20 protein-coding genes are annotated in these 22595 nt (G+C 65.8%); 9 read left to right on the top strand and 11 right to left on the bottom strand.

The genetic code is table 11. From position 1 onward, the window contains the following. Nucleotides 1–60 precede the first annotated feature (60 nt). A complete protein-coding gene (gene coaE, locus Q7514_RS21165) occupies nucleotides 61–1278 on the bottom strand; it encodes a dephospho-CoA kinase (RefSeq protein ID WP_330135209.1) in 1218 nt (405 codons plus the stop codon). Nucleotides 1279–1492: 214 nt separating this feature from the next. Between coaE and Q7514_RS21160 the strand changes: the two genes are divergently transcribed. Then, the gene (locus tag Q7514_RS21160) at nucleotides 1493–1705 is read left to right on the top strand and encodes a hypothetical protein (RefSeq protein WP_330135208.1); all 213 of its coding nucleotides are present in this window, start codon (nucleotides 1493–1495) and stop codon (nucleotides 1703–1705) included. Nucleotides 1706–1896: 191 nt separating this feature from the next. Here Q7514_RS21160 and rpsA read toward each other — a convergent pair whose 3' ends face one another. From rpsA to Q7514_RS21145, 3 genes are all read right to left on the bottom strand, one after another. Next, nucleotides 1897–3363, bottom strand: a complete 1467-nt coding sequence (rpsA, locus tag Q7514_RS21155) for a 30S ribosomal protein S1 (RefSeq protein WP_330135207.1) — start codon at nucleotides 3361–3363, stop codon at nucleotides 1897–1899. A 182-nt stretch (nucleotides 3364–3545) separates the two neighbouring features. Beyond that, entirely contained in the window at nucleotides 3546–4217 is a 672-nt protein-coding gene (locus Q7514_RS21150; protein WP_330135206.1) for a DUF305 domain-containing protein, read from the bottom strand. After that, nucleotides 4214–5773, bottom strand: a complete 1560-nt coding sequence (locus Q7514_RS21145) for an LVIVD repeat-containing protein (RefSeq protein ID WP_330135205.1) — start codon at nucleotides 5771–5773, stop codon at nucleotides 4214–4216. Before Q7514_RS21145 ends, Q7514_RS21150 begins: the two co-directional genes overlap by 4 nt. A 136-nt stretch (nucleotides 5774–5909) precedes the next feature. Between Q7514_RS21145 and Q7514_RS21140 the strand changes: the two genes are divergently transcribed. Further along, nucleotides 5910–6785, top strand: a complete 876-nt coding sequence (locus Q7514_RS21140) for a class I SAM-dependent methyltransferase (protein ID WP_330135204.1) — start codon at nucleotides 5910–5912, stop codon at nucleotides 6783–6785. A 6-nt stretch (nucleotides 6786–6791) separates the two neighbouring features. On the opposite strand, the gene Q7514_RS21135 is transcribed toward Q7514_RS21140, so the two are convergent. The 4 genes from Q7514_RS21135 to Q7514_RS21120 form a co-directional block, all read right to left on the bottom strand. Then, on the bottom strand, nucleotides 6792–7544 hold the full coding sequence (locus Q7514_RS21135) for an amino acid ABC transporter ATP-binding protein (protein ID WP_330135269.1): 753 nt from the start codon (nucleotides 7542–7544) through the stop codon (nucleotides 6792–6794). Nucleotides 7545–7582: 38 nt separating this feature from the next. Continuing rightward, complete coding sequence (locus Q7514_RS21130) at nucleotides 7583–8560, bottom strand: amino acid ABC transporter permease (protein WP_330135203.1); 978 nt, start codon at nucleotides 8558–8560, stop codon at nucleotides 7583–7585. Nucleotides 8561–8572: 12 nt separating this feature from the next. Further along, nucleotides 8573–9406: an ABC transporter substrate-binding protein gene (locus Q7514_RS21125; protein ID WP_330135202.1), complete on the bottom strand. Its 834-nt coding sequence runs from the start codon at nucleotides 9404–9406 to the stop codon at nucleotides 8573–8575. A gap of 183 nt (nucleotides 9407–9589) precedes the next feature. Beyond that, entirely contained in the window at nucleotides 9590–10681 is a 1092-nt protein-coding gene (locus tag Q7514_RS21120; protein ID WP_408016146.1) for an isocitrate/isopropylmalate dehydrogenase family protein, read from the bottom strand. A gap of 19 nt (nucleotides 10682–10700) precedes the next feature. Between Q7514_RS21120 and Q7514_RS21115 the strand changes: the two genes are divergently transcribed. The 3 genes from Q7514_RS21115 to trxA all read left to right on the top strand — a co-directional run bounded on the left by Q7514_RS21115 (nucleotide 10701) and on the right by trxA (nucleotide 12990). Continuing rightward, nucleotides 10701–11240, top strand: a complete 540-nt coding sequence (locus Q7514_RS21115; protein WP_330135201.1) for a 2'-5' RNA ligase family protein — start codon at nucleotides 10701–10703, stop codon at nucleotides 11238–11240. Between the two features lie 244 nt (nucleotides 11241–11484). Next, nucleotides 11485–12507 carry a GlxA family transcriptional regulator gene (locus Q7514_RS21110; protein WP_330135200.1) on the top strand — a complete coding sequence of 341 codons (1023 nt, stop codon included), beginning with the start codon at nucleotides 11485–11487 and terminating at the stop codon, nucleotides 12505–12507. 111 nt (nucleotides 12508–12618) lie between these two features. Continuing rightward, nucleotides 12619–12990 (top strand): thioredoxin, encoded by a 372-nt coding sequence (gene trxA, locus Q7514_RS21105; protein WP_330135199.1) that lies wholly within the window; start codon nucleotides 12619–12621, stop codon nucleotides 12988–12990. Between the two features lie 87 nt (nucleotides 12991–13077). Here trxA and polA read toward each other — a convergent pair whose 3' ends face one another. Continuing rightward, nucleotides 13078–15798, bottom strand: coding sequence for a DNA polymerase I (polA, locus tag Q7514_RS21100; protein WP_408016145.1), 2721 nt, complete (start codon nucleotides 15796–15798; stop codon nucleotides 13078–13080). A 217-nt stretch (nucleotides 15799–16015) separates the two neighbouring features. Between polA and Q7514_RS21095 the strand changes: the two genes are divergently transcribed. The 4 genes from Q7514_RS21095 to Q7514_RS21080 are packed head-to-tail and all read left to right on the top strand — an operon-like array spanning nucleotide 16016 to nucleotide 20296. Continuing rightward, complete coding sequence (locus Q7514_RS21095) at nucleotides 16016–17404, top strand: ABC transporter permease subunit (RefSeq protein ID WP_408016144.1); 1389 nt, start codon at nucleotides 16016–16018, stop codon at nucleotides 17402–17404. A gap of 3 nt (nucleotides 17405–17407) precedes the next feature. After that, the gene (locus tag Q7514_RS21090; RefSeq protein WP_330135198.1) at nucleotides 17408–18397 is read left to right on the top strand and encodes a branched-chain amino acid ABC transporter permease; all 990 of its coding nucleotides are present in this window, start codon (nucleotides 17408–17410) and stop codon (nucleotides 18395–18397) included. Next, entirely contained in the window at nucleotides 18390–19496 is a 1107-nt protein-coding gene (locus Q7514_RS21085; RefSeq protein ID WP_330135197.1) for an ABC transporter ATP-binding protein, read from the top strand. The genes Q7514_RS21090 and Q7514_RS21085 overlap by 8 nt, the downstream gene beginning before the upstream one ends. Next, a complete protein-coding gene (locus Q7514_RS21080; protein ID WP_330135196.1) occupies nucleotides 19493–20296 on the top strand; it encodes an ABC transporter ATP-binding protein in 804 nt (267 codons plus the stop codon). The genes Q7514_RS21085 and Q7514_RS21080 overlap by 4 nt, the downstream gene beginning before the upstream one ends. A 103-nt stretch (nucleotides 20297–20399) precedes the next feature. Here Q7514_RS21080 and Q7514_RS21075 read toward each other — a convergent pair whose 3' ends face one another. Next, nucleotides 20400–21725, bottom strand: a complete 1326-nt coding sequence (locus Q7514_RS21075) for an ABC transporter substrate-binding protein (protein ID WP_330135195.1) — start codon at nucleotides 21723–21725, stop codon at nucleotides 20400–20402. Nucleotides 21726–21880: 155 nt separating this feature from the next. After that, nucleotides 21881–22495 carry an ANTAR domain-containing response regulator gene (locus Q7514_RS21070; protein ID WP_330135194.1) on the bottom strand — a complete coding sequence of 205 codons (615 nt, stop codon included), beginning with the start codon at nucleotides 22493–22495 and terminating at the stop codon, nucleotides 21881–21883. Nucleotides 22496–22595: the final 100 nt, after the last annotated feature.

Genomic DNA, 22595 nt, shown 5'->3' with positions numbered 1-22595 from the left:
CCGGTCTCGCGACAGAGCTCACCCAGGGCACCAACCGGCATGGTCACCGGGCAGGAGAGCCTAGATCGACCGGCCGGTCGCTTCCGCCCAGTCCCACGCTCGACGGTAGGCCCGGTCGAACCACGGGGCCTTGGCCTCTCGGTAGACCGACGCAGCACGCAGCGGATCGGCTTCATCGGCCGCCGACCGAGCAGCTGCGCGCTTGACCTCCACGTATTCTTGAACCGCGTCCGCGTCGGCCCGCAACCAGTCGCGCAGGAGCAGGGAGAACTGCTGCCCGGGCCACCCATCGACCCGCAGCGCCACCCGCGCGGGACGACCGGGGTCGGCACTGCCGTGCAGCCTCATCGACCACACCGCAGGGTCGGTCTCGCCTCCCACGCCGTAGGACGGCTTCGGGATGTCGTGGTCGACCTGCTCGATCCGGGGGAACCCCGCCGCGACCAGCGGCTCGAGGAGCGCATCGGCGGCCGCGAGATCAGGGACGGTGACTTGGAGATCGAGCATGTCCACCGCGTCGAGTCCGGGCACGGCCGTCGATCCCACATGATCGATGCGCACCGCATGTCCGCCGCATGCGAGCGCCAGCCGCGCCACGAGACGCTGAGCCTGCTCGACCCATCGAGGCTGGGCCGGTCCGAGAACCGGGTCGGCGTGCACCGCAGTGCGAGTACGGATGTTCTGCTCGAACGGCACCAGTCGCTGTTCCCACAACCGCCGGACGGTCTCGACGACGGCGTCGGGCTCACCGGTGTTGTCGAGCCACACGTCGGCAACTTCACGACGCTGGTCCTCGGTGGCCTGCGCACGGATCCGGGCCTTTGCGTCGGATTCGGGCATCCCCCGCAGCTCCACGAGTCGGCGCAGGCGTTCGTCTTCGCCGGCGTGCACGACCGCCACGAGATGGAACGCCGGGGCCATGGAGCCTTCGACGAGCAGCGGAATGTCCTGCACGAGGATGGCATCGTCTGCGGCTGCCTCGACGAGTTCGGCGGTGCGCCGGCCGACCCGGGGATGAGTGATCGCATTGAGCACGCCACGCGCTTCGTCGGTCACGAACGCCTTCTCGGCAAGCACCGGACGATCAAGTGAGCCGTCGGGAAGCAGAATATCGTCGCCGAACGCGTCGACCAGTTCCGCGAGCCCCTCCGATCCCGGCGCCACGATCTCCCGCGCAATGACGTCGGCGTCGACGAGAACCGCCCCGAGTTCGACAAGCTCTTTCGCCACGGTCGACTTCCCCGCGCCGATGCCTCCGGTCAACCCCATTCGCAACACGCCGCCCAGTCTTGCATCATCGACCCCGGTCTCGAAACTCGGGCCGCGGCAGTCACATCGCGGTCACGAGCGGGTCACAGGCCGATCGCAAGTTTCCGGCCACGAGTGAAACACGCCTCCCACCTGGGTCAAATGCGGCATTCGAGTCTCTCGGTCGGATATCGTCGTTCAGAAGCGTCCGACCACGGAGTCCAGTCCACTCGAGAAGGCAAGAATGCGATCCTCCCAATCATCACCAGGTCGGCATCGCCTCGGCATGGAAAACGGTGTTCACTGCATCCTCATCCCCGAGGTGGCCGCCGCACTCTCGGAGCACCGACGCAATTGGTTCACGATGCTCCTGAGTAACGCACGCCACAGCCAGGCCGCAATTCGTAAGCGCGCAGCCGGACTGCCGACGCAGTGGGCGACGCCGGCCGTGGGCTGACACCGCGGAAAGCGTCCGTACCGACACGGATTCCGAGCACGACACGCCCGACGGCCCCTCCCATGTGGGAGGGGCCGTCGGGCGTTCGACCGGATCATCCTCCACAGCCCTACGGCACCGCCCCGAACGATCCTCGAAACGCGGAAGACCCCGCACCGGACGCGGTGCGGGGTCTTCCGTGAAACGCTCTATCAGGCGTTGCCCGACAGCTTCTCGCGCAGTGCAGCGAGCTGAGCATCGCTGGCGAGCGAGCCGCCACCGGTGGTCTCGACCTCGCTGGCCTCGGGAGCCGAGTCCGAAGAGTAGTTGCTGCTGGACACGCCGGCAGCAGCCTCGGCAGCCTCGTCGGCAGCCATCTTCTCGATCTGAGCGGTGTGCATCTTGTGACGACGCTCGGCCTCCGCGTAGCGGGACTCCCACTCCTCACGCTGCTTCTCGAAGCCCTCGAGCCATTCGTTGGTCTCGGGATCGAAGCCCTCGGGGAAGATGTAGTTGCCCTGCTCGTCGTAGCTGTCGGCCATGCCGTACTTCGACGGATCGAACTCCGCAGTGTAGTCCTCGTTCGCCTGCTTCAGCGACAGCGAGATACGACGACGCTCGAGGTCGATGTCGATGACCTTGACCATCGCGTCGTCGCCGACTGCGACAACCTGGTCCGGAACCTCGACGTGGCGCTCGGCCAGCTCGGAGATGTGGACGAGGCCCTCGATGCCCTCTTCGACGCGCACGAACGCACCGAACGGAACCAGCTTGGTGACCTTGCCCGGAACGATCTGACCGATCGCGTGGGTGCGGGCGAACTGACGCCACGGATCTTCCTGCGTCGCCTTGAGCGAGAGGGACACGCGCTCGCGGTCGAGATCGACGTCGAGAACCTCGACGGTGACCTCGGTGCCGACCTCGACAACCTCGGACGGGTGGTCGATGTGCTTCCAGGACAGCTCGGAGACGTGCACGAGTCCGTCGACACCGCCGAGATCGACGAACGCGCCGAAGTTGACGATGGAGGACACGACGCCCTTGCGGACCTGGCCCTTCTGGAGCTGGTGCAGGAACTCGCTGCGGACCTCGGACTGGGTCTGCTCGAGCCATGCGCGGCGCGACAGGACCACGTTGTTGCGGTTCTTGTCGAGCTCGATGATCTTGGCCTCGATCTCCTTGCCGACGTACGGCTGGAGGTCGCGGACGCGACGCATCTCGACGAGCGACGCGGGCAGGAAGCCACGCAGGCCGATGTCGAGGATCAGGCCGCCCTTGACGACCTCGATGACGGTGCCCTTGACGGCCTCGTCCTTCTCCTTGAGCTCCTCGATCGTGCCCCAGGCGCGCTCGTATTGCGCACGCTTCTTGGACAGGATCAGGCGGCCTTCCTTGTCCTCCTTGGTGAGGACCAGGGCCTCGACCTCGTCGCCCACCGACACGACCTCATTGGGGTCGACATCGTGCTTGATCGAGAGCTCGCGGGACGGGATGACGCCTTCGGTCTTGTAACCGATGTCGAGCAGCACCTCATCGCGATCGACCTTGACGATGGTGCCTTCGACGATGTCGCCATCGTTGAAGTACTTGATCGTGGCGTCGATGGCGGCGAGGAAATCCTCGGCGGAGCCGATGTCGTTGACGGCTACCTGCGGCGAGGTGACGGTGGTGGAGGCCATGTGTTTGAGTTGCTCCGGACGGGTTGATAGTCGGTTGATTAACGCTTTCGGGCAGGCGGGCCGGCGCTGACGTGCACATCGCGCGCGTTCCACCACGAGGACCCTCGCGCAGACCGGTGAAGGGCAGAACTCGGGACACTCGCGTGCCCTAGGCTACGCGGTCCGGTATGGCCCCGGCAAACTCACCCGGCAGGAACCACCTCACGTTCGGCGAGCATCATCGTCATCAGACCCGATTCCTTGCTCTGCTCCTGCATCATCGCGCGCGCCGACCGCTTCACCGGCCCGTCGTCGAGCAGAAGATCCGCCGCCCGTGCCATCGCCACTCCACCGTCGTGATGCCGCTTCATCAACTGCAGGAACAGCACCTCGGCGTCGGGTCCCCGCGCTGTCGAGAGAGCATCGAGCTCGGCGACTGTGGCCATCCCCCGCATAGGCACCTCCACATCTCGGCCGAGCGCGACTCCGTGCTCGTGCGCGTGCTCGTGCGCGGGGCGGTGCCACCACATCGGGTCGGGATTGGTCGGAGCCGCTCCCGCCAGGGTCAGCCAACCGAGCAGAGTCCCGAGTTCGATCCGCTGCGCGGCATCGATCCGATCGGCGAACGCGAGGACAGCGGGATCGAGCTCCGGAGACAGACGCGCCGTCATCTGCAGCGCCTGCTGATGATGGGCCGCCATGTCCTGGACGAACCCGACCTCGACGTCGGTCAACACCGGGCGAGTCGCCGTCGGCGGATCCACCAGCGGCCGCAACGCCGCACCGACCACCAACAGCAGCACCGACAGCGACGCCAAGGCCAGCACCCGGATCATGATGTTCGGCGCCCCGGTGGTGCCGGCCGCTCCGCTCATGATCCGATCGTCGACCGCTGGTCGGCCGGTGGGGTGTAGACGTCCTCGCTCAGACGCAGTGTCATGAAACCGTTGTCCGAACAACTGACCCACAGGTCGTTGCCACGCCATTCCGGCGGCGAGAAGCACCAGTCGCTGGACAGGTCGCCGGCGACCACCATGCCGCTGCGGGACGATCCTGCCTCGTCGAGGTCGAACTGCCCGCCGATCACGGCCTGCAACACCGCGGGCGCACTGAGAATCGGAACGCCGATCACGGACGCCAGTGCGTGCGGCGAGTTCGGCAACTCGAGGTTGCGGGAGGTCTGGGCCGGCGGGTTGTAATAGGCGATTTCCTTCACGTCGAACGGGTCACTGACATCGAAGACCCGGACCCCGGAGGACACCCACCCGCAGGCCAGGGCTGTGGGATCCACCGGCCGGTCCGCCGAGCAGTAGTGCGATTCGTAGGCGAAGGCCGATCCTCCCATTCCCGACGCGACCTGACTGTCGATGTTCTCCGGCAGATTGATCTCGAGTTTGATCGAATTCACGATCGCCGGATTCGTCTCGTCCGCGACGTCGATGAGCTTGATCCCACCCGACCCGCCTTCGTCGACCGTGAACAGGTAGGGATGCCCGTCGTACGCGACGGGGACGCTGTGCTGGGTAGCCCAGCCGTCCGTCCACGACATCGAGGCGACCTGCCGCACCTGTGCGCCTACGTCACGATCTTGCACGGCGCTGGTGTCGAGAACCGTCAGGCCGCCGAAATTGTTGGACAGGTACAGCCGGTTGCCGTCGGGTGAGATCCCGAACCCGTGGGCGGACATCCCCATCCACCCTTGCCAGATGACCGTCGGTTGCGCCGGGTCGGTCAGGTCGACAGCGCTGAGCACCCCTTCGGTACCGGACGACCAGTAGGTGAGGCCATCCGGCGAGAATCCGCCTTCGTGCGCGGTGACCGGAAGCGGCATACGCGGGTCGGTGCCCGCACCGGGGTTGAGCAATCGCGGGTGGGCACAGTCGGAGATGTCGTACACCGAGAGCAGTCCCGCACCGAACAGCGCCGGAACACCGGTTCCCACCAACAGCTTTCGGCCGGAATGTACCTTCAGACTCTCCCAGGTGCCGGCGAGCATCGCCGGTTCGGTCAGCGTCACGGTCGGCGTCGGATGGGCTGGATCCGAAGCATCGACCACCTGGACGCCCGTTTCCGGTCCGACGAGACTGCCCGGGAACAGGCTTCCCATATAGGCGCAATGGTCGTGGCTCGCCGAGACGATGCCCGCGCCGTCGCCCGCGAACCCGCCGAGCCGGGTCATATTGCATTCGTAGCCCTCGGCGCTGCGCCCGCTGTCGCGGTCGGCTGCCGGCACGTCGCCCTGCAGCCCGGACTCGGGCCGCGAACCGGGCCCGCACTCGGCGCGCGACGCCGCATGCCACCCGACCTCACCGGCTTCGTGGACCACACCGGACGAGTCCTGCGGCGGCGGACCCGCCGCGGCGACCCCCGCCGGCACCAGAAGCGCCGCCGCCGCGACGACGGCCGCGTAGCGACCACGATTCCCCCACATGGCATCCCCCTCCACACCGGGCATCGATGCCCGGACCCCGCGGTGAGTATGTGTGCAATCACACATTCACGTCAACGCCTTCCAGATGTGAATCCCAATGGAGCACCGTCTGCATCGCACGTCCTACGCTGTTTCCATGTCCGACGCGTCCCTGCCGCCCGATCCTCGTCACGCCACCGCCAACGCACTGCTCGGCACGTCGAAGGCCGGCCGAGCACGCGTGGGCAGCCGCGACAGCGAACACGCCAGCCGCACGTGGTGGGATGCCGACGCCGGCGACTACCACCGCACCCACGGTGAATTCCTCGGAGTGGATTCGGTCGCGGGCGAGTTCGTCTGGTGTCCGGAAGGCCTGCACGAAGGAGACGTCCGCCTTCTCGGCGACGTCCGCGGCAAGGACGTCCTCGAACTCGGTTGTGGGTCGGCACCGTGCGCGCGCTGGCTCGCCGGTGAGGGTGCCCGCGCCGTCGGGCTCGACCTGTCGATGGGGATGCTGTCTCGCGGCGTCGATGCGATGGATCGGGGTGGACCGCGCGTGCCGCTCGTGCAGGCAGGCGCCGAGAATCTGCCGTTCGCCGACAACAGTTTCGACCTCGTCTGCTCGGCATTCGGCGGCGTCCCGTTCGTCGCGGATTCGGCGCAGGTGATGCGTGAGGTCGCGCGGGTGCTGCGTCCCGGTGGACGGTGGGTGTTCTCGGTCAACCACCCGATGCGGTGGATCTTCCCCGACGATCCGGGCGAGCGCGGACTGGTCGCGATGTTCCCCTATTTCGACCGAACACCGTATGTCGAGGTCGACGACGACGGGGTGGCCACCTACGTCGAGCATCACCGCACCATCGGCGACCGCGTCCGGGAGCTCGTCGCGGCGGGCTTCGAGGTCTACGACATCGTCGAACCGGAGTGGCCCGAGCATCTCGACCGGGAGTGGGGTCAGTGGAGCCCGCTGCGCGGCGAGATCTTTCCCGGAACCGCGATCTTCTGCAGCCGCGCGCCCGGCGCCGCACACTGACCCGGATCAGAGCAGACGGGCGAGGAACTCGCGAGTGCGGTCCTGCCGCGGATTACCGAGCACGTCCTCGGGCGCACCCGCTTCGACGACGACCCCGCCGTCCATGAATACCAGCTGATCGGCGACCTCCCGCGCGAATCCCATCTCGTGGGTGACGACCACCATGGTCATGCCACCGTCGGCGAGGTCGCGCATCACGGAGAGCACCTCCCCCACGAGTTCGGGGTCGAGCGCTGAGGTGGGCTCGTCGAACAGCATGAGTTTCGGTTCCATCGCCAGCGCCCGTGCGATGGCCACGCGCTGCTGCTGCCCGCCCGACAGCTGTGCGGGATACGCGTCGGCCTTGTTGCCCAATCCCACCTTCGCCAAGAGGTCCCGGGCCATCTCGGTGGCCTCGCTGCGACGCATCTTCTTCACCAGGATCGGCGCTTCGACGACGTTGGCGACCACCGTCCGGTGTGGGAACAGGTTGAAGTGCTGGAAGACCATCCCGATCTCGCGGCGCTGTTTCGCTGCGGTGCGCGGATGCAGTTCGTGGAGTTTGCCGCCGCGTTCGGCGTAGCCGACGAGTGTCCCGTCGACGTAGAGACGACCCGCGTCGACGCGTTCGAGGTGGTTGATACACCGAAGAAACGTCGACTTGCCGGAGCCTGACGGGCCGATCAGGCACGCGACGTGCCCGCGCTGTACCTCGAGTGAGATGCCCTTGAGCACTTTGACGGCGCCGTAGTTCTTGCATACCCGATCGGCCCGCACCATGGGCGCGTCGTCGTGCTCGGTCGGCCGGCCTGGCGCGGTCATTTACGCTCACCTCCGGGGATGGTGGGGTCTGTCGGCGGTGTCGGTCGGATGACGACGGCCTTGCCTTCGGCGTCGGCGAGCGCCTGCAACTGGCGTGCCGTCAAGTGCCTGGTCATGCCCTTCGAATAGTGCTTCTCGACGAAGTACTGGCCCACCATCAGGACGCTCGTGATCGCCAGGTACCAGGTCGCGGCGACGAGGAACAGTGGGATCGGCTGGAAGTTCGAGCCGGCGATGTCGCGTGCACGGGCGTACAGCTCAGCGGTGTACGGCACGGCCGCAACCAGGGAAGTGGTCTTGAGCATGCTGATCAGTTCGTTCCCGGTCGGCGGGATGATCACGCGCATGGCCTGCGGGAGCACGGTCCGCCGGATCGTCTGCGCCCACGACATTCCCAGCGCGGTGGAGGCTTCGATCTGGCCTTCGGGCACCGATCCGATTCCGGCGCGGACGATCTCGGCCATGTACGCGGCCTCGTTGAGTGCCAGTCCGATCACTGCGAACAGGAACGCCGCATTGAGCGACTGCAGGTCGATGTGGAAGAACTGGTGCACGAACGGAATTCCGATGTCGAGCTGCTTGTAGATCGACGGGAACAATCCCCACAGCACGAGTTGCACGTACACGGGTGTGCCGCGGAAGACCCACAGGTACACCCACGCCACGGATTTGAGCACCGGATTCGGCGACAGGCGCATCACCGCGAGGACCACTCCGAGCACGACAGCAATGAGCATGGCGAGCACGGTCAACTGCACCGTGTTCCATGCTGCCTCGCTGATACGCCGATCGAACAGGTACTGGCCGTAGATGTCCCAGCGATAGGCCTCATTGGTGGCTGCGCCCCACACGATCAGCACCAACGCGATCACCACGATGGCCCCCGCGATCCACCGGCCTGGACGACGCAGCGGGACGGCTTGGATCGGTTCCGGTTCGGTCTCGGCTGCGCCGGAGTGCGTGTACTCGCTCATCGGGGCCCTTCCTCAGCTCGTCGCCGCATTGATCTGCGACTCGGTGATCGTTCCCTCCGTCACACCCCAGCGGTCGGCGATCTGCTGGTATGTTCCCGAGTCGATCAGGTGCTGCATCGCCTGCTGCAGGACCGGACCGATGGGAGCGCCCTTCCCGACGACGAAACCGTACGGTGCGGCGTCGAACAGCGGGCCGGCAGATTCGAGGCGACCTTCGCTGCGTTCGATCACGTAGGCGGTGACCGGGGAGTCTGCGGACAGCGCGTCGACCCGGCCGAGGATCAACGCGTTGGCGGCTTCGTCCTGGCTGTCGTATTTGATCTTCTCGATCGGGGGAAGTCCCGCATCCACGCACGCCTGACTTTTCGCCGGAACCTCTTCGATGTCCTCGATGGTCGTGGTCTGCACCGCCACTCGCAGTCCGCATGCGTTGTCGGGGTCGACCGGTTCGCCGACGCGCTGCGCCCATTGGATTCCCGCGCTGAAGTAGGTGACGAAGTCGACGGACTGTTCGCGCTCCAGCGTGTCGGTGAACGAGGACGAGCCGAGATCGAAAGTGCCGGACTGGACGGCGGGGATGATCCGGTCGAAGTCGGCCTCGTAGAACACCGCGTCGATGCCGAGCACATCGCCGAGCGCTTGCACGAGTTCGACGGCGAATCCGACGATCGTGCCGTCATCGTCCTTGAATTCATTGGGGGCGTAAGGCACATTCGTGCCGACCTTCAACAGGCCTGCCGACGCCGCTGCCGGCGGGAGTTGGGCAGCGAGCGCCTCGACGCGCTCCGCGCGTACCCGGTCGCCAGGGGGCACGGTGGATTCGGTGTTGACCACGCAGCCTGTCACCGTCGCGAGGACGAGCCAGCATCGCGGCTACAGCACCCACGAGCCGAGGCCGCAGCGCACGGGAGTGAGCTGGTCCATCCACAGTCGAACCTTAGACCGGAGGTGCCTGTCTGTCTGCAGATCTGTGCTGTCCGCTGCTCTGGACCGAACCCGGATGATGGCGCTCTCGCCACAGCTGTGTGGTCACGCTGCGGTGATCCGGTCGACCACCGCAGCGGTGAACTCGCTCGTCGATGCACTCCCACCGAGATCTGCGGTGGCGATACCGTCGCCGATCGTCTCGGCGACTGCCCGCTCGAGAGCTCGCGCCGCACCGCCGAGGAACGGGTTCCCTGTGACGGAGAGGCGGTCGAGGAGCATCGCCGAGGACAGAACGAGGGCAGTCGGGTTGGCACGGCCGAGTCCGGCGATGTCGGGTGCGGCGCCGTGGACAGCCTGCGCCATCGTCTTCCGAGCGGACGCATTGATCGATGGCGCGCTTCCGAGCGAGCCGGAGAGCTCACCGGCGAGATCCGACAGGATGTCTCCGAACAGGTTTTCGGTCACGATGACGTCGAAATCACCGCCGCGGCGGACGAGCAGGGCGGCCATCGCGTCGACGTGCTCGTCGTCGACGTCCACGCTCGGATACATGGTTCCGATCTCGCGGCACACGTCCCGGAACAAGCCGGTCGTCTTCGACAGCACATTCGCCTTGTGCACGATGGTGACGCGTTTGCGGCGGCGTGAGGCGAGGTCGAAGGCGGTGTGTGCGATGCGTTCACACGCGGCCCGGGTGATGACCCCGACAGCGAGGGCAACGTCGGGAGTCGGCATGAATTCACCGCTGCCGACCGCCATGTTGCGGTCGGCATAGAACCCTTCCGTGTTCTCACGGACGACGACCAGATCCATGTCGGGAACCATCGCGTGCGTGCCCGGCAGTGCCCGTGCGGGGCGGATGTTCGCGTACAGGTCGAAATGCTTGCGGATCTGTCCGCCCGGTGTCAGCGCCGCACGGAACGGCTCCGGGTAGGACGCGCTGTCATGCGGTCCGAGGATCCAGCCGTCCAGATCCGTGAGCGCCTCGAGCGTCGACCTCGGTACAGGCGTGCCATGGCTGCCGATGGCGTCGGCGCCGAGCGGCAGAGGCACCCACTCGAGTTCCGGCCCACCCGTCGCCGCGATCGCCGCGTCGACGACGCGGCGAGTTGCGGGAACGATTTCGTGGCCGATGCCGTCGCCCTCGATCACACCGATACGTAGCGGTTCCGGCATTGCGGTCTCGTTGGTCACCGGGCAATCATGACCCATCATGGTCCAGTCAGTTGAGTTACTCCTCGACCCTCACCTCGACGCACAGGTCCGCGCCCAGTGGGCGGCGCTGCTCGCCGCGGGAGTCGACAGTCAGGGACGGATCCGAAGCGAGACGAATCGTCCGCACGTGACGCTGTTCGTGGCCGGGTCGATTCCCGCCGATCTCGACGCCGCCGTGCGGGACGCATGCTTCGACTCCGTGCGGGACGCATGCTTCGAATCCGTGCCGGTGACACTGGGCGGTTTGGTGGTGTTCGGGGGTCGGCACGCGACGTTGGCACGGCTGGTGGTTCCCTCGACGGCTCTGCTCGCGGTGCACGCGCGGGTGTTCGGCGCGCTCGGTCAGTGCCCCGGGATCCCCGAACACATCCGCCCGCACGGATGGACACCGCACGTGACCCTGGCACGGCGGGTGCCCGCCGGCTCGATGGGCACTGCCGTGGTTGCCGCTCATCGTTCCGAGGGAGACTCGATCGGTAGCGCAACGGGGATGCGTCGGTGGGATGGCACGGCCAAGCGGGAGTGGCGGCTGGTGTGAGCCGCCGCGGGCCGTCGTGAGGCGGTCGATCAGACCCGGTAGTCACCGAACTGTGTGGTTTCGGCGTGGGTGTCGGGTGTACGGCCGGTGAGGGCCAGGACGTCGAGCACGAGAAGTACCAGGAGAAGAAGCACTGTCAGGGCGATCATGTGCTCCAGCGTCGCCGGGACAAGAAGCGGGCAACAGTGGCAGAAATGACAGCATTGGTCGATTTTCTGCCATCGCCGGTGGCACACTGGACGACATGGCCGGAAGAATCGAGAAGGTGGTCGTTCCGCTGCTTCCCCGCATCGAAGTCTTCGAGCTCGGGGTCGCATGCGAGGTCTTCGGAAGTGACCGCTCGGGCGAGGGGCTGCCCACCTACGATTTCTCGCTCGTCGCGGGTAGTGCCGAGCCGGTGTCCACCAGTTTCGGCTACTCCATCGACGTGCCGTACGATCTCGCACGACTCGACGACGCCGATCTGATCATCGTGCCCCCGGGCGGGACTACGTCGGGCTCGCTCACCGATCCCGAGTTCGTACGGAATGGCGGCGCCGATGCTGCGTACCTCGAGCCCCTGTTCGAGAGGCTTCGTGCCGCCGTCGACCGCGGGGCGTCGGTCGCGAGCCTGTGTACCGGTGCGTTCGTTCTCGGCGCGGCCGGAATACTGAACGGTCGCCGCTGTACGACTCATTGGCGTTACGCCGACCGCCTCGCCGAGATGTACCCGTCGGCACGAGTCGACCGCGATGTCCTGTACGTCGACGACGAGCCGGTGCTGACGAGCGCGGGCACCGCCGCCAGCGTCGACCTGTCCCTCCACATCGTGCGGACCGCACAAGGTGCGCAGGTCGCCAACACGATCGCGCGAGGCATGGTCGTTCCACCCCACCGCGACGGCGGGCAGGCGCAGTACGTGGCCACACCCCTTCCCGAGTGCACCGACGATTCGATCGCCCCGCTACTCGACTGGATCACCGAGAATCTGCACCGCGACCTGTCGGTGACCGTCCTCGCAGAGCACGCTCACATGTCGTCGCGGACCTTCGCGCGACGATTCACCGACGAGGCCGGCACCACGCCGGCACGCTGGATCCGCGACCAACGGGTGCTCGCCGCCCAGCAGCTCCTCGAGAACACCGATCTGCCGATCGACGTGGTCGCGGACCGTGTCGGATTCGGGACCGCGCCGGTGCTCAGACAGCATTTTCTGCGGCTGCGGCGAACCACTCCCCAGGCGTACCGTCGGACGTTCCGGTCTGCTGAGTCGGCCCCCGTCGAGTGACGCCTTAGCAGAAGCCGCCCCTCGACACTGCAGCCCTCGCGTAGCGTGGCGGAAGAAATGGGGGCGGCTCGCTGTTGCACCCGTCGACACGACCGAACCGAAAGGACCACCGTGGCAACCCAAGCTCTCACCCAGCAGAACTTCGACGAGGTCGTCACCAACAACGACATCGTGCTCGTCGACTTCTGGGCCGATTGGTGCGGCCCCTGCAAGCAGTTCGCGCCGACATTCGAGTCGTCGTCCGAGCAGCATCCCGACGTGGTGCATGCGAAGGTCGACACCGAGGCCGAGCAGTCGATCGCGGCAGCCGCGAACATTCGCTCGATCCCGACGATCATGGCGTTCCGCGAAGGGATCCTGGTCTACAACCAGGCAGGTGCCCTGCCGCCGGCCGCGCTCGAAGACCTCGTCTCGCAGGTCAAGGCGCTCGACATGGACGACGTCCGCAAGCAGATCGACGAAGCGTCGAACGCTCAGAGCTGACTCGCACGCCGAACCGGACCGCCGCGGCCCGATCCCCTCAGCGGGGGATCGGGCCGTGGTGCGTCACGGCCGTCGGTGAACGGAGTCTCAGTGGGCAGCGGCGTCCCAGCTGCGGCCGTATCCGACCGACACCTCGAGCGGCACCGACAGTTCGATCACCGAATCCATCTTGTCGCGGACGAGTTCCTCGACACGCTCACGCTCGTCGGTGGTGACCTCGAGGACGAGTTCGTCGTGGACCTGCAGCAACATCCGCGACCGCAGGCCGGCGTCGCCGAGCGCCTTCTGCACGTCGATCATCGCAACCTTGATGATGTCGGCCGCCGTGCCCTGGATCGGCGCATTGAGCGCGGCGCGCTCGGCGACCTCACGACGCTGCCGATTGTCGCTCGTCAGGTCCGGCAGGTAACGCCGACGCCCGTAGAGCGTGGAGGTGTAGCCGACCTTGCGTGCCTCCTCGACGACGTTGTGCAGGTAGTCGCGCACGCCACCGAAGCGGGTGAAGTACGCCTCCATCTGCTCGCGCGCCTCGTCCGTGGAGATCTTCAGCTGCTGCGCGAGTCCGTAGGCGCTCAGACCGTACGCCAGACCGTACGACATCGCCTTGACCCGTCGACGCAGCTCGGGGGTGACCTCTTCGATGGGCACGCCGAATGCGCGGGCACCGACGAAACTGTGCAGGTCCTCACCCGTGTTGAACGCCTCGATCAGACCTTCGTCGCCGGACAGGTGCGCCATGATGCGCATCTCGATCTGGCTGTAGTCGGCGGTCAGGAGCAGGTCGTATCCGGTGCCGACGACGAAGCCGTTGCGGATCTGACGGCCGGCATCGGTGCGCACCGGGATGTTCTGCAGGTTCGGTTCGGTCGACGACAGTCGTCCGGTCGCCGCGACCGTCTGGTTGAACGTGGTGTGAATGCGACCGTCGTCGGCCACCGACTTGATGAGACCGTCGACGGTGGTCTTCATCTTGGTGGATTCGCGGTGTGCCAGCAGATGTTCGAGGAACGGGTGTCCGGTCTTCTCGAACAGGTTCTGCAGAGCGTCGGCGTCGGTGGTGTAGCCGGTCTTCGTCTTCTTGGTCTTCGGCATATCGAGTTCGTCGAACAGCACCACCTGCAGCTGCTTCGGTGAGCCGAGGTTGATCTGCTTACCGATCACCTCGTACGCGGCGTTCGCTGCGGCAGCGACGTCGGCGGCGAAGCCCGCCTGCAGGTCGTGCAGGTGCTCGGAATCGACCGCGATACCGGTGGATTCGAGTGCGGCGAGCACCTCGAGCAGTGGCAGTTCCATGTCGGTGAGGAGTTGCGCCGACTCGATGTCGGCGAGTTCGGAGTCGAGAGCCGCGGCGAGGTCGACGACGGCGCTGGCGCGTAGGATCTCGCCTTCGGCGGCCTGCTTGTCGGTGGCGTCCTCGTCGTCGAGCAACGACAGTTGCTGGGCGCCGGTGTCTTCGACCCGCAGTTCGCGCTTGAGGTAACGCAGCGACAGGTCGTCGAGTTTGAAACTGCGCTGCCCGGGACGCACGAGATAGGCGGCGAGCGCCGTGTCGCTGGTGACTCCGGCGAGGCTCCAACCACGACCGCGCAGCGCATGCATCGCCGACTTCGCCTCGTGCAGGGCTTTTTCCACGGTGGTGTCGGCGAGCCACGCGGCAAGCGCGGTGTCGTCCTCGGGTGTCAGCGACACCGTCGCCACATACGCGCCCTCGCCGTCGGCAGCCGCGATCGCGACAGCGGTGGCCTCGCCGCCGTACGGAGCGCCGGGGCCGGCGACGGACAGGCCGTGCCGCCGCCCGGCCACCGCGTGCTCGGCCAACCAGGCAGTGAGCCCGCCCGGTTCCACGATGCCGCCGCGTACCTCGAATCCTTCGTCGGCTTCGGGTTCCGCGGATGCGAGGGTCTCGAAGAGTCGATCGCGCAAGACCTTGAATTCGAGGTCGTCGAAGAGCTGGTGGATCTTGTCGCGATCCCACGGTGCGAGCGCAAGCGCATCCGGTGCGTAGGGCAGCGGCACTTCCCGCACCATCTCGGTGAGCTGGCGGTTCATCAGCACGTTCGACAGGTTCTCGCGCAGCGCGTCGCCGGTCTTGCCGCGCACTTCGTCGACTCGATCGACCAGATCGGTGAGGCTGCCGAATTCGCGGATCCACTTGGTGGCGGTCTTCTCGCCGACGCCCGGGATGCCCGGGAGATTGTCGCTCGGGTCTCCGCGGAGCGCCGCGAAGTCCGGGTACTGCGCGGGGGTGAGTCCGTACTTCTCCTCGACCGCCTCGGGGGTGAAACGCGTCAGTTCGGAGACGCCGCGCTTCGGGTAGAGCACGGTGACGTCGTCGGTGACCAACTGCAATGCATCACGGTCGCCGGTGACGACGAGTACTTTGTAGCCGAGCGCCGTGGCCTGCGTGGTGAGGGTCGCGATGATGTCGTCGGCCTCGTACCCTTCCTCCGCCATGACTGGGATGCCCATGGCGCCGAGCACCTCTTTGGTGACGTCGATCTGGCCCTTGAACTCGTCGGGTGCAGCGCTGCGCTGAGCCTTGTACGGGGCGTACATCTCGGCACGGAAGGTCTTACGGCTCACGTCGAACGCCGCCGCGACATGGGTGGGCTTCTCGTCGCGCAGCAGGTTGATGAGCATCGAGGTGAACCCGTACACCGCGTTGGTGGTCTGTCCACTGGTGGTTCTGAAATTCTCCGCGGGCAGCGCGTAGAACGCGCGGAAGGCGAGGGAATGCCCGTCGAGGAGCAGCAGGGTCGGGCGTTCGTCGGCGGAAGTGGTCGGTGTCAGAGCGGATGCACGGGTCACGGGTGCCAGTCTAGGGATCGCGCACGACAGCCACGACCACCCTGGGGAAGCGGTGTCGGCTGCGCCGGAAACACAGTCTTTTCCCCAGATACACACTCGAAACGCACCGGAAATCCGAGAGACGGCTGTGATGGACGCCTCACGCGCTAAAGTCCGTTTCCACGGCGCCGTCCCCGGCGTCGAGCTCGAATACAGCCGACCCACACGGAGGACCCCCGTGGCCTCGACCGTGAGACTTCGACGAAGAGGAGCGTTCGGGCGTCGATGGCTCGCGCGCACGATGTTGTTTCTTCTCGCGACACTGTTCGCGTTGATGTCAGGCATGGGTGCCGCGGCGGCGCAGGATCCCAGCCCTCCACCGCAACCCACCATGCCGTCGGCACCGCCGGTTACCCCCTCGGCACCGCCGACGACGACAGACACGACCGACGGCGAGCGGGTCGGCGGGACGCTCAACAATGGCGGCGATCGGCTCGCGGGTGTGACCGTACGCGCGCTCGACCGGTCCGGTGAGGTGGTCGCCGAAACGGTATCCGGAGAACGGGGCGGGTGGGAGCTGACGGTGCCGCCCGGAACGTACACGTTCGCAGTGGATACCGACACGTTGCCCGAGGACGTGAGTGTGCAGGACTCCGTGACGCGCGATGTCGTCGCCGGGCGCGCCAACTCCGTCATCTTCTCGTTCGGCGAGGCACGCACCGGTTCAGCGGTCCCCGCAGCGGAGACAGTGCTGCGCACCGTGATAGACGGGCTTCGTTTCGGTCTGATCATCGCGATCGCCGGCGTCGGGCTGAGCCTGATCTTCGGTACCACCGGGCTGACCAACTTCGCACACGGCGAACTCGTCACGCTCGGGGCCGTCGCCGCCTGGATATTCAACGTGTCGTTCGGGATGCAGCTGATAGCTGCCACGGTGTCGGCGGTTGTGGTGGGGGTGATCATCGGTCTGCTCAACAACGCGTTGATCTGGGCGCCGCTGCGGCGACGCCACACCGGGTTGATATCGCAACTCGTGGTGTCGATCGGTGTGGCCATCTCGTTGCGTTATCTCATCCTGGCGTTCTATTCGGATCGCACGCAGGCGTTCGACGACTATCAGGCGCAGCGGCAACTCGTGTGGGGTCCGTTCGCGATCACTCCGGTGAACCTGGCCTGCATCGTGATCAGCCTCGTGGTCTTGGTCGGTGTGGCGTTACTGCTGCAGCGCACCAGGATCGGCAAGGCGATGCGCGCGGTCTCCGACAATCGCGACCTGGCCGCTTCCTCGGGTATCGACGTCGAGAAGGTCGTGCGGTTCGTGTGGGGTCTGGGCGGGGGGCTTGCCGCGCTCGGCGGTGTGTTGTTCGGGTTGTCCGAACTCGGTGGCCGTGTCCAATGGGAGATGGGTTTCAAACTATTGCTGCTGATGTTTGCGGGGATCATCCTCGGCGGCCTGGGTACGGCCTACGGTGCATTGCTGGGCTGCGTCATCGTGGGTCTGCTCGTGCAGTTGTCGACGTTGGTCATCAATCCCGACCTCAAGTACATCGGCGGATTGCTGGTGCTCATCGTCATTCTGGTGATCCGCCCGCAGGGCATCCTCGGCAGCAGAGCAAGGATCGGGTGATCCATGGACCTCGTATCGGTGTTCCAAGTGTCGTTCGCGCAGATGATCGGCCCCTCGGCGATCTTTTATGCGCTACTCGCGATCGGCCTGAATCTGCATTACGGGTATGCCGGACTGCTCAACTTCGGGCAGATCGGATTCGCGTTGCTCGGCGGCTACGGCGTCGGCATCATGACCGTCACCTACGAGCAGCCGCTCTGGGTCGGTGTCCTCGTCGGTCTTGCTCTTTCGGGCCTGCTGGCGCTGGTCCTCGGAATCCCCACGCTGCGTCTGCGCGCCGACTATCTCGCGATCGCGACGATCGCCGCGGCCGAGATCCTGCGGTTGATGTTCCGCTCCACCGCGTCCGATTCGGTCACCGGCTCGACCCGGGGCCTGTGGGGTTTCGCGGAGCCGTTCACGGCGTGGAGTCCGTTCGATTCGAGTCGGCAGTATTCGCTGCTCGGGATGCGGTTCTACGGGGACGACCTGTGGGCGATGGTCGTGGGTTGGACGGTCGTGCTGCTGTTGTGCGGGCTGGTGTATCTGCTGAGCCACAGCCCGTGGGGACGCGTGCTGCGCGCGGTGCGAGAAGACGAGGATGCGGCTCGTGCGCTCGGGAAGAACGTGTTCGTCTACAAGATGCAGGCGCTCGTGCTGGGCGGCATGATCGGCGGCCTGGGAGGGGTCTTCAACGCGCTGCAGACCAAGTCGATCAATCCGGACTTCTATTCGACCGCGCAGACGTTCTTCGCATTCGGTGCGTTGATCCTCGGCGGCGCTGCGACGGTGTTCGGACCGGTTCTCGGCGCGATGGTGTTCTGGTTCCTGCTCACTCTGCCGGACGCGTTTCTGCGGCAGGCGATCTCGGGTCCTGATCCGCTCCTGCCGCTCACCGAGCAGCAGGTCGGTGCGATGCGATTCGTGCTGCTCGGCATCATGATCGCGGTGATGATGGTCTTCCGGCCACAGGGGATACTCGGAAACAAGAGGGAGGTGCAACTCGATGCCTGAGACCGCTTCGGCTCGGACCCCACTCGACGCTGCCGGCCGGGCCGCATTGTTCGCCGCGGTCTCACAGGATCCGGGTTCGGCCAAGCCGGATCCGATCCTCGTGGTGGACGACGTCTCCCGCTCGTTCGGCGGACTCAAGGCCGTCGACGTGACACACCTCGAAATCCAGCGTGGCTGCATCACCGGCTTGATCGGACCGAACGGTGCCGGGAAGACCACCCTGTTCAACCTGCTCACCGGCTTCGACCGCGCCGACACCGGATCGTGGACGATGGACGGGGAACAACTCGGTCGGCTCCATCCCCACCGGGTCGCCCGTCGCGGCGTCGTACGCACCTTCCAGTTGACCAAGGCCCTGTCCAAGATGACGGTCCTCGACAACGTCCGGCTGGGGGCCCGTCACCAGCGTGGTGAACGGATCGCGGCGGCACTGCTGCCGTGGACGTGGCGGGCACAAGAACGTGAGATCACCGAGCGCGCCCACGAACTACTCGCGCGTTTCGATCTGGATTCCAAAGCCGGTGATCCAGCGGGGTCGTTGTCCGGTGGGCAACGCAAACTGCTCGAAATGGCGCGGGCGCTGATGACCGACCCGATCGTGGTGATGCTCGACGAGCCGATGGCCGGGGTCAATCCGGTCCTGACCCAGAACCTCCTCGGTCACATCAAATCGTTGCGCGACGACGGGATGACGGTGGTGTTCGTCGAGCACGACATGGACGTCATCCGCGACATCTCCGACTGGGTCGTCGTGATGGCGCAGGGCGCCGTCATCGCCGAAGCCGCGCCCGACCGGTTGTCGGGGAATTCCGCGGTGGTCGATGCGTATCTCGGCAGCCACCACGATCAAGCACTCGAGTTCGACGAGGACGGCAACCCGATCGGGGCGACAGCCGAACTGTCCGAGGCACTCCAGGAGGCCGAAGTACAGACCCTGGAAGCCGGAGGCGATCTGTCCGATCCCGCAGCCGGAGGCGATCTGTCCGATCCCGCAGCCGGAGGCGATCTGTCCGATCCCGCAGCCGGAGGCGATCTGTCCGATCCCGCAGAGGCCGACACTTCCTCGACACCGGCGAGCGGAACACAGGAGACGTCATGAGCGACGCGATGACCCCGGCCGAACTGGCGGCAACTCCGGAGGAACACGTGCGTCTGGCCGAAGGAGCGTTGCTACGCGCCGACGATCTCGTCGCCGGGTACATCCCGGGCGTCGACATCCTGCGAGGATGCAATTTCTTTCTGCGCGACGGCGAGATCGTCGGCATCATCGGCCCCAACGGCGCCGGGAAGTCGACGCTGCTCAAGACCCTGTTCGGCCTGATTCCGGTGCGCCACGGCGACATCCACCTCCGCGGTGAGCCCATCACTGCGGCTCCGGCACACGTTCTCGTGCGTAAGGGGGTCGGTTACGTGCCGCAGACCCGGAACGTGTTTCCCTCGATGACCATCGAGGAGAACCTCGAGATGGGTAGCTATCTGCGCCCCAAGATGTTCGCGGAACAGTTCGACCGTGTGGCATCGCTCTTCCCGCTCCTCGGGGAGAGACGGAGGATCAAGGCCGGGGCGCTGTCCGGCGGGGAACGTCAGATGGTGGCGATGGGTCGCGCACTCATGATGGAACCGTCGGTGCTGTTGCTCGACGAGCCTTCGGCAGGGCTGTCACCGATGTTCCAGGACGAGGTCTTCATCCGCTGCAAGAAGATCAATGCGGCGGGAGTGTCGATCATCATGGTCGAGCAGAACGCGCGCCGCTGCCTGCAGATCTGTGATCGCGGCTACGTGCTCGATCAGGGACGCAATGCGTACACCGACACGGGAGCGCATCTGATGAACGATCCGAAGGTGGTCGAGCTGTATCTGGGCACACTCGCCGGAAGCCAAGAGAAGAAGCGACTCTGACCCGCGAGCCGATCTCGGCGAGTCGGCCTGCGACACAATTCATTGCGGACACGTGTGATGCGGGGGGCCGGGACGTTCTCCCGGCCCCTCGCACTCTGCGGCCTCAGCCACCGACAACGATGTAATCCTCTGTGGTCAGCGTGTTGTCCGCACCGTAGACCATGTGCCCGTACGATCCGACACCCGGCTCACCTGCATCGACGAACGCCAGTTCGCCGGTGGCCCCGTCGTAGTCGATGTCCTCGCCCTCACGCACCAGATCCGCGCACTCTTGATAGGTCGTGCACTTGGTGCCGTCCTTGGTGATGCTGTTGATGTTCGCGGCGATGTCGACACCTGCGGTCGAGCCGGCCTGCAACGCAGCAAGCGCCGAGATGATGACCGCGTCGTATGCCTCGCCGGAGTAATTGAAGTCGATCAGGGAAGGATCGACCTCGAGCAGTCGACTGCGGAACTCCTCGCCCGTGTCCGTCAGTGGCGTGGTCCCCGACATACCCTCGAGCAATCCGTCGGCAACGTTCGCGCCGAGCGCGTTGCCCATGTTGCCGTCGACGCCGAAGACCGCCATACCGTCGGACGGGCCGATACCCACCTCGTGCATGCGCGTGATGATCTTCGCGGATTCTTCGAATCCGATGAGCGCCACCGCGTCCGGATCGAAATTCGCGATGCTATCGACCTCGGCGTTGAACGACTGTGCGTTCGGGTCGTAGATGACCTTTTCGATCTGGTCCTCGGGGATACCGGCCTCGACGAGATTGGCGACCGTATTGTCGGCGAGACCTGTGCCGTATGGGTCGTTGAGCGCGAGCACGAACACGCGCTGAGCGCCGTCCGCAGCGATCAACTCCGCCAACGCCTGCGATTGGAGCACATCGGTGGGCGCGGTCCGGAAGTACATGCCGCCGTCGGAGTAGCAGATGAACTGATCCGACGTGTTGGCCGGTGAGAACATCACTACACCGGCGCTGGTGATCTTGTCGATCACTTTCAACGACACCGAGGACGACGCTGCACCCACGATGACCTGCGTCCCGGCAGCCAACTCCCGGTCGACCGTCGAACTCGCGGTGTCGGTGGTGGTGTCGCCCGAGTCGCCGGGGATCAATTCCACCGGCTGGTCGAGTACCCCACCGGCCGCGTTGACCTCGTCGACGGCCAGGCGCACGCCGGCAACCTCCGGCGGGCCGAGAAACGCGAGACTTCCTGTCTCGGGCAGGAGGGTACCGATCTTCAGCGCACCGGTGAACGGGGTCTCGCCGGCGGTTGCCTGTTCGGGCTCACAGTCGGTCTCGACGGTCGTCGCTGTCCCGGTGTCTCCGTCGCCGGCCGTCGTGGTCGAATCGTCGCTGTCCGAACTACAACCGGCCAGCGCCATTGTTACTGCGCCGAGAACTGCAACAGCGCGGACCAAAGTCCGTTTAGCCATTCCACACCCCTTCGATCGCGTGAACTCCACACCCGGCGTTTACCGGAGGTGGTCGAAACATAGCGACAGAAAGGCGCCCGTGAACCAGCCCGAAATCCTTGTGACGCGACCGTTACATTCGCGTCCCAGATGTGATGTCGCGGTGACTGGGCAAGTCAGCCGGGCACACCTTCCCCCAGGGAATCGATGATCACCTCGGCGACCTGTTTCATGGTGGTGCGACGGTCCATCGCCGCCCGCTGGATCCACCGGAACGCTTCGGGTTCGGTCATCGCATGCTTGTCCATGAGCAACGACTTGGCGCGGTCGACGAGCTTGCGAGCCTCGAACCTCTCGGACAGCCCGGCCACTTCACGCTCGAGTTCACGCAACTCGGAGAAGCGACTCACAGCGACCTCGATGGCCGGTACCAGATCGCTCTTCGAGAACGGCTTGACGAGATACGCCATGGCCCCCGCATCACGCGCGCGTTCGACGAGTTCGCGCTGGCTGAACGCTGTGAGAATAACCACAGGGGCGATGCGCTTCTGCGCGATCTCGGATGCGGCGTCGATTCCGTCTCGGCGCGGCATCTTCACATCCATGATCACGAGATCCGGATTCAGTTCCTCGGCGAGCTCCACCGCGCGTTGCCCATCGCCGGCCTCGCCTACCACGTCGTACCCCTCTTCGCGCAGCATTTCGACCAGATCGAGCCTGATCAACGCCTCGTCTTCGGCGACGACGACTCGCGTTGCCCCGGCGTTGTCGTTCTGCGGCACGGCTGTCATGGCGGGCCCTTCCCATCTCGCTGCGGATGCCCTCGTGAGGGAATCGAACGTTAGAAGGGTACCGGTGTTCACCCTCCGTCCATCCATCCCTTACAGTGGT

The organism is Rhodococcus artemisiae (assembly GCF_036327795.1).
GTDB lineage: Bacteria > Actinomycetota > Actinomycetes > Mycobacteriales > Mycobacteriaceae > Rhodococcus > Rhodococcus artemisiae.
This window is presented reverse-complemented; position numbering and strand designations above follow the sequence as displayed.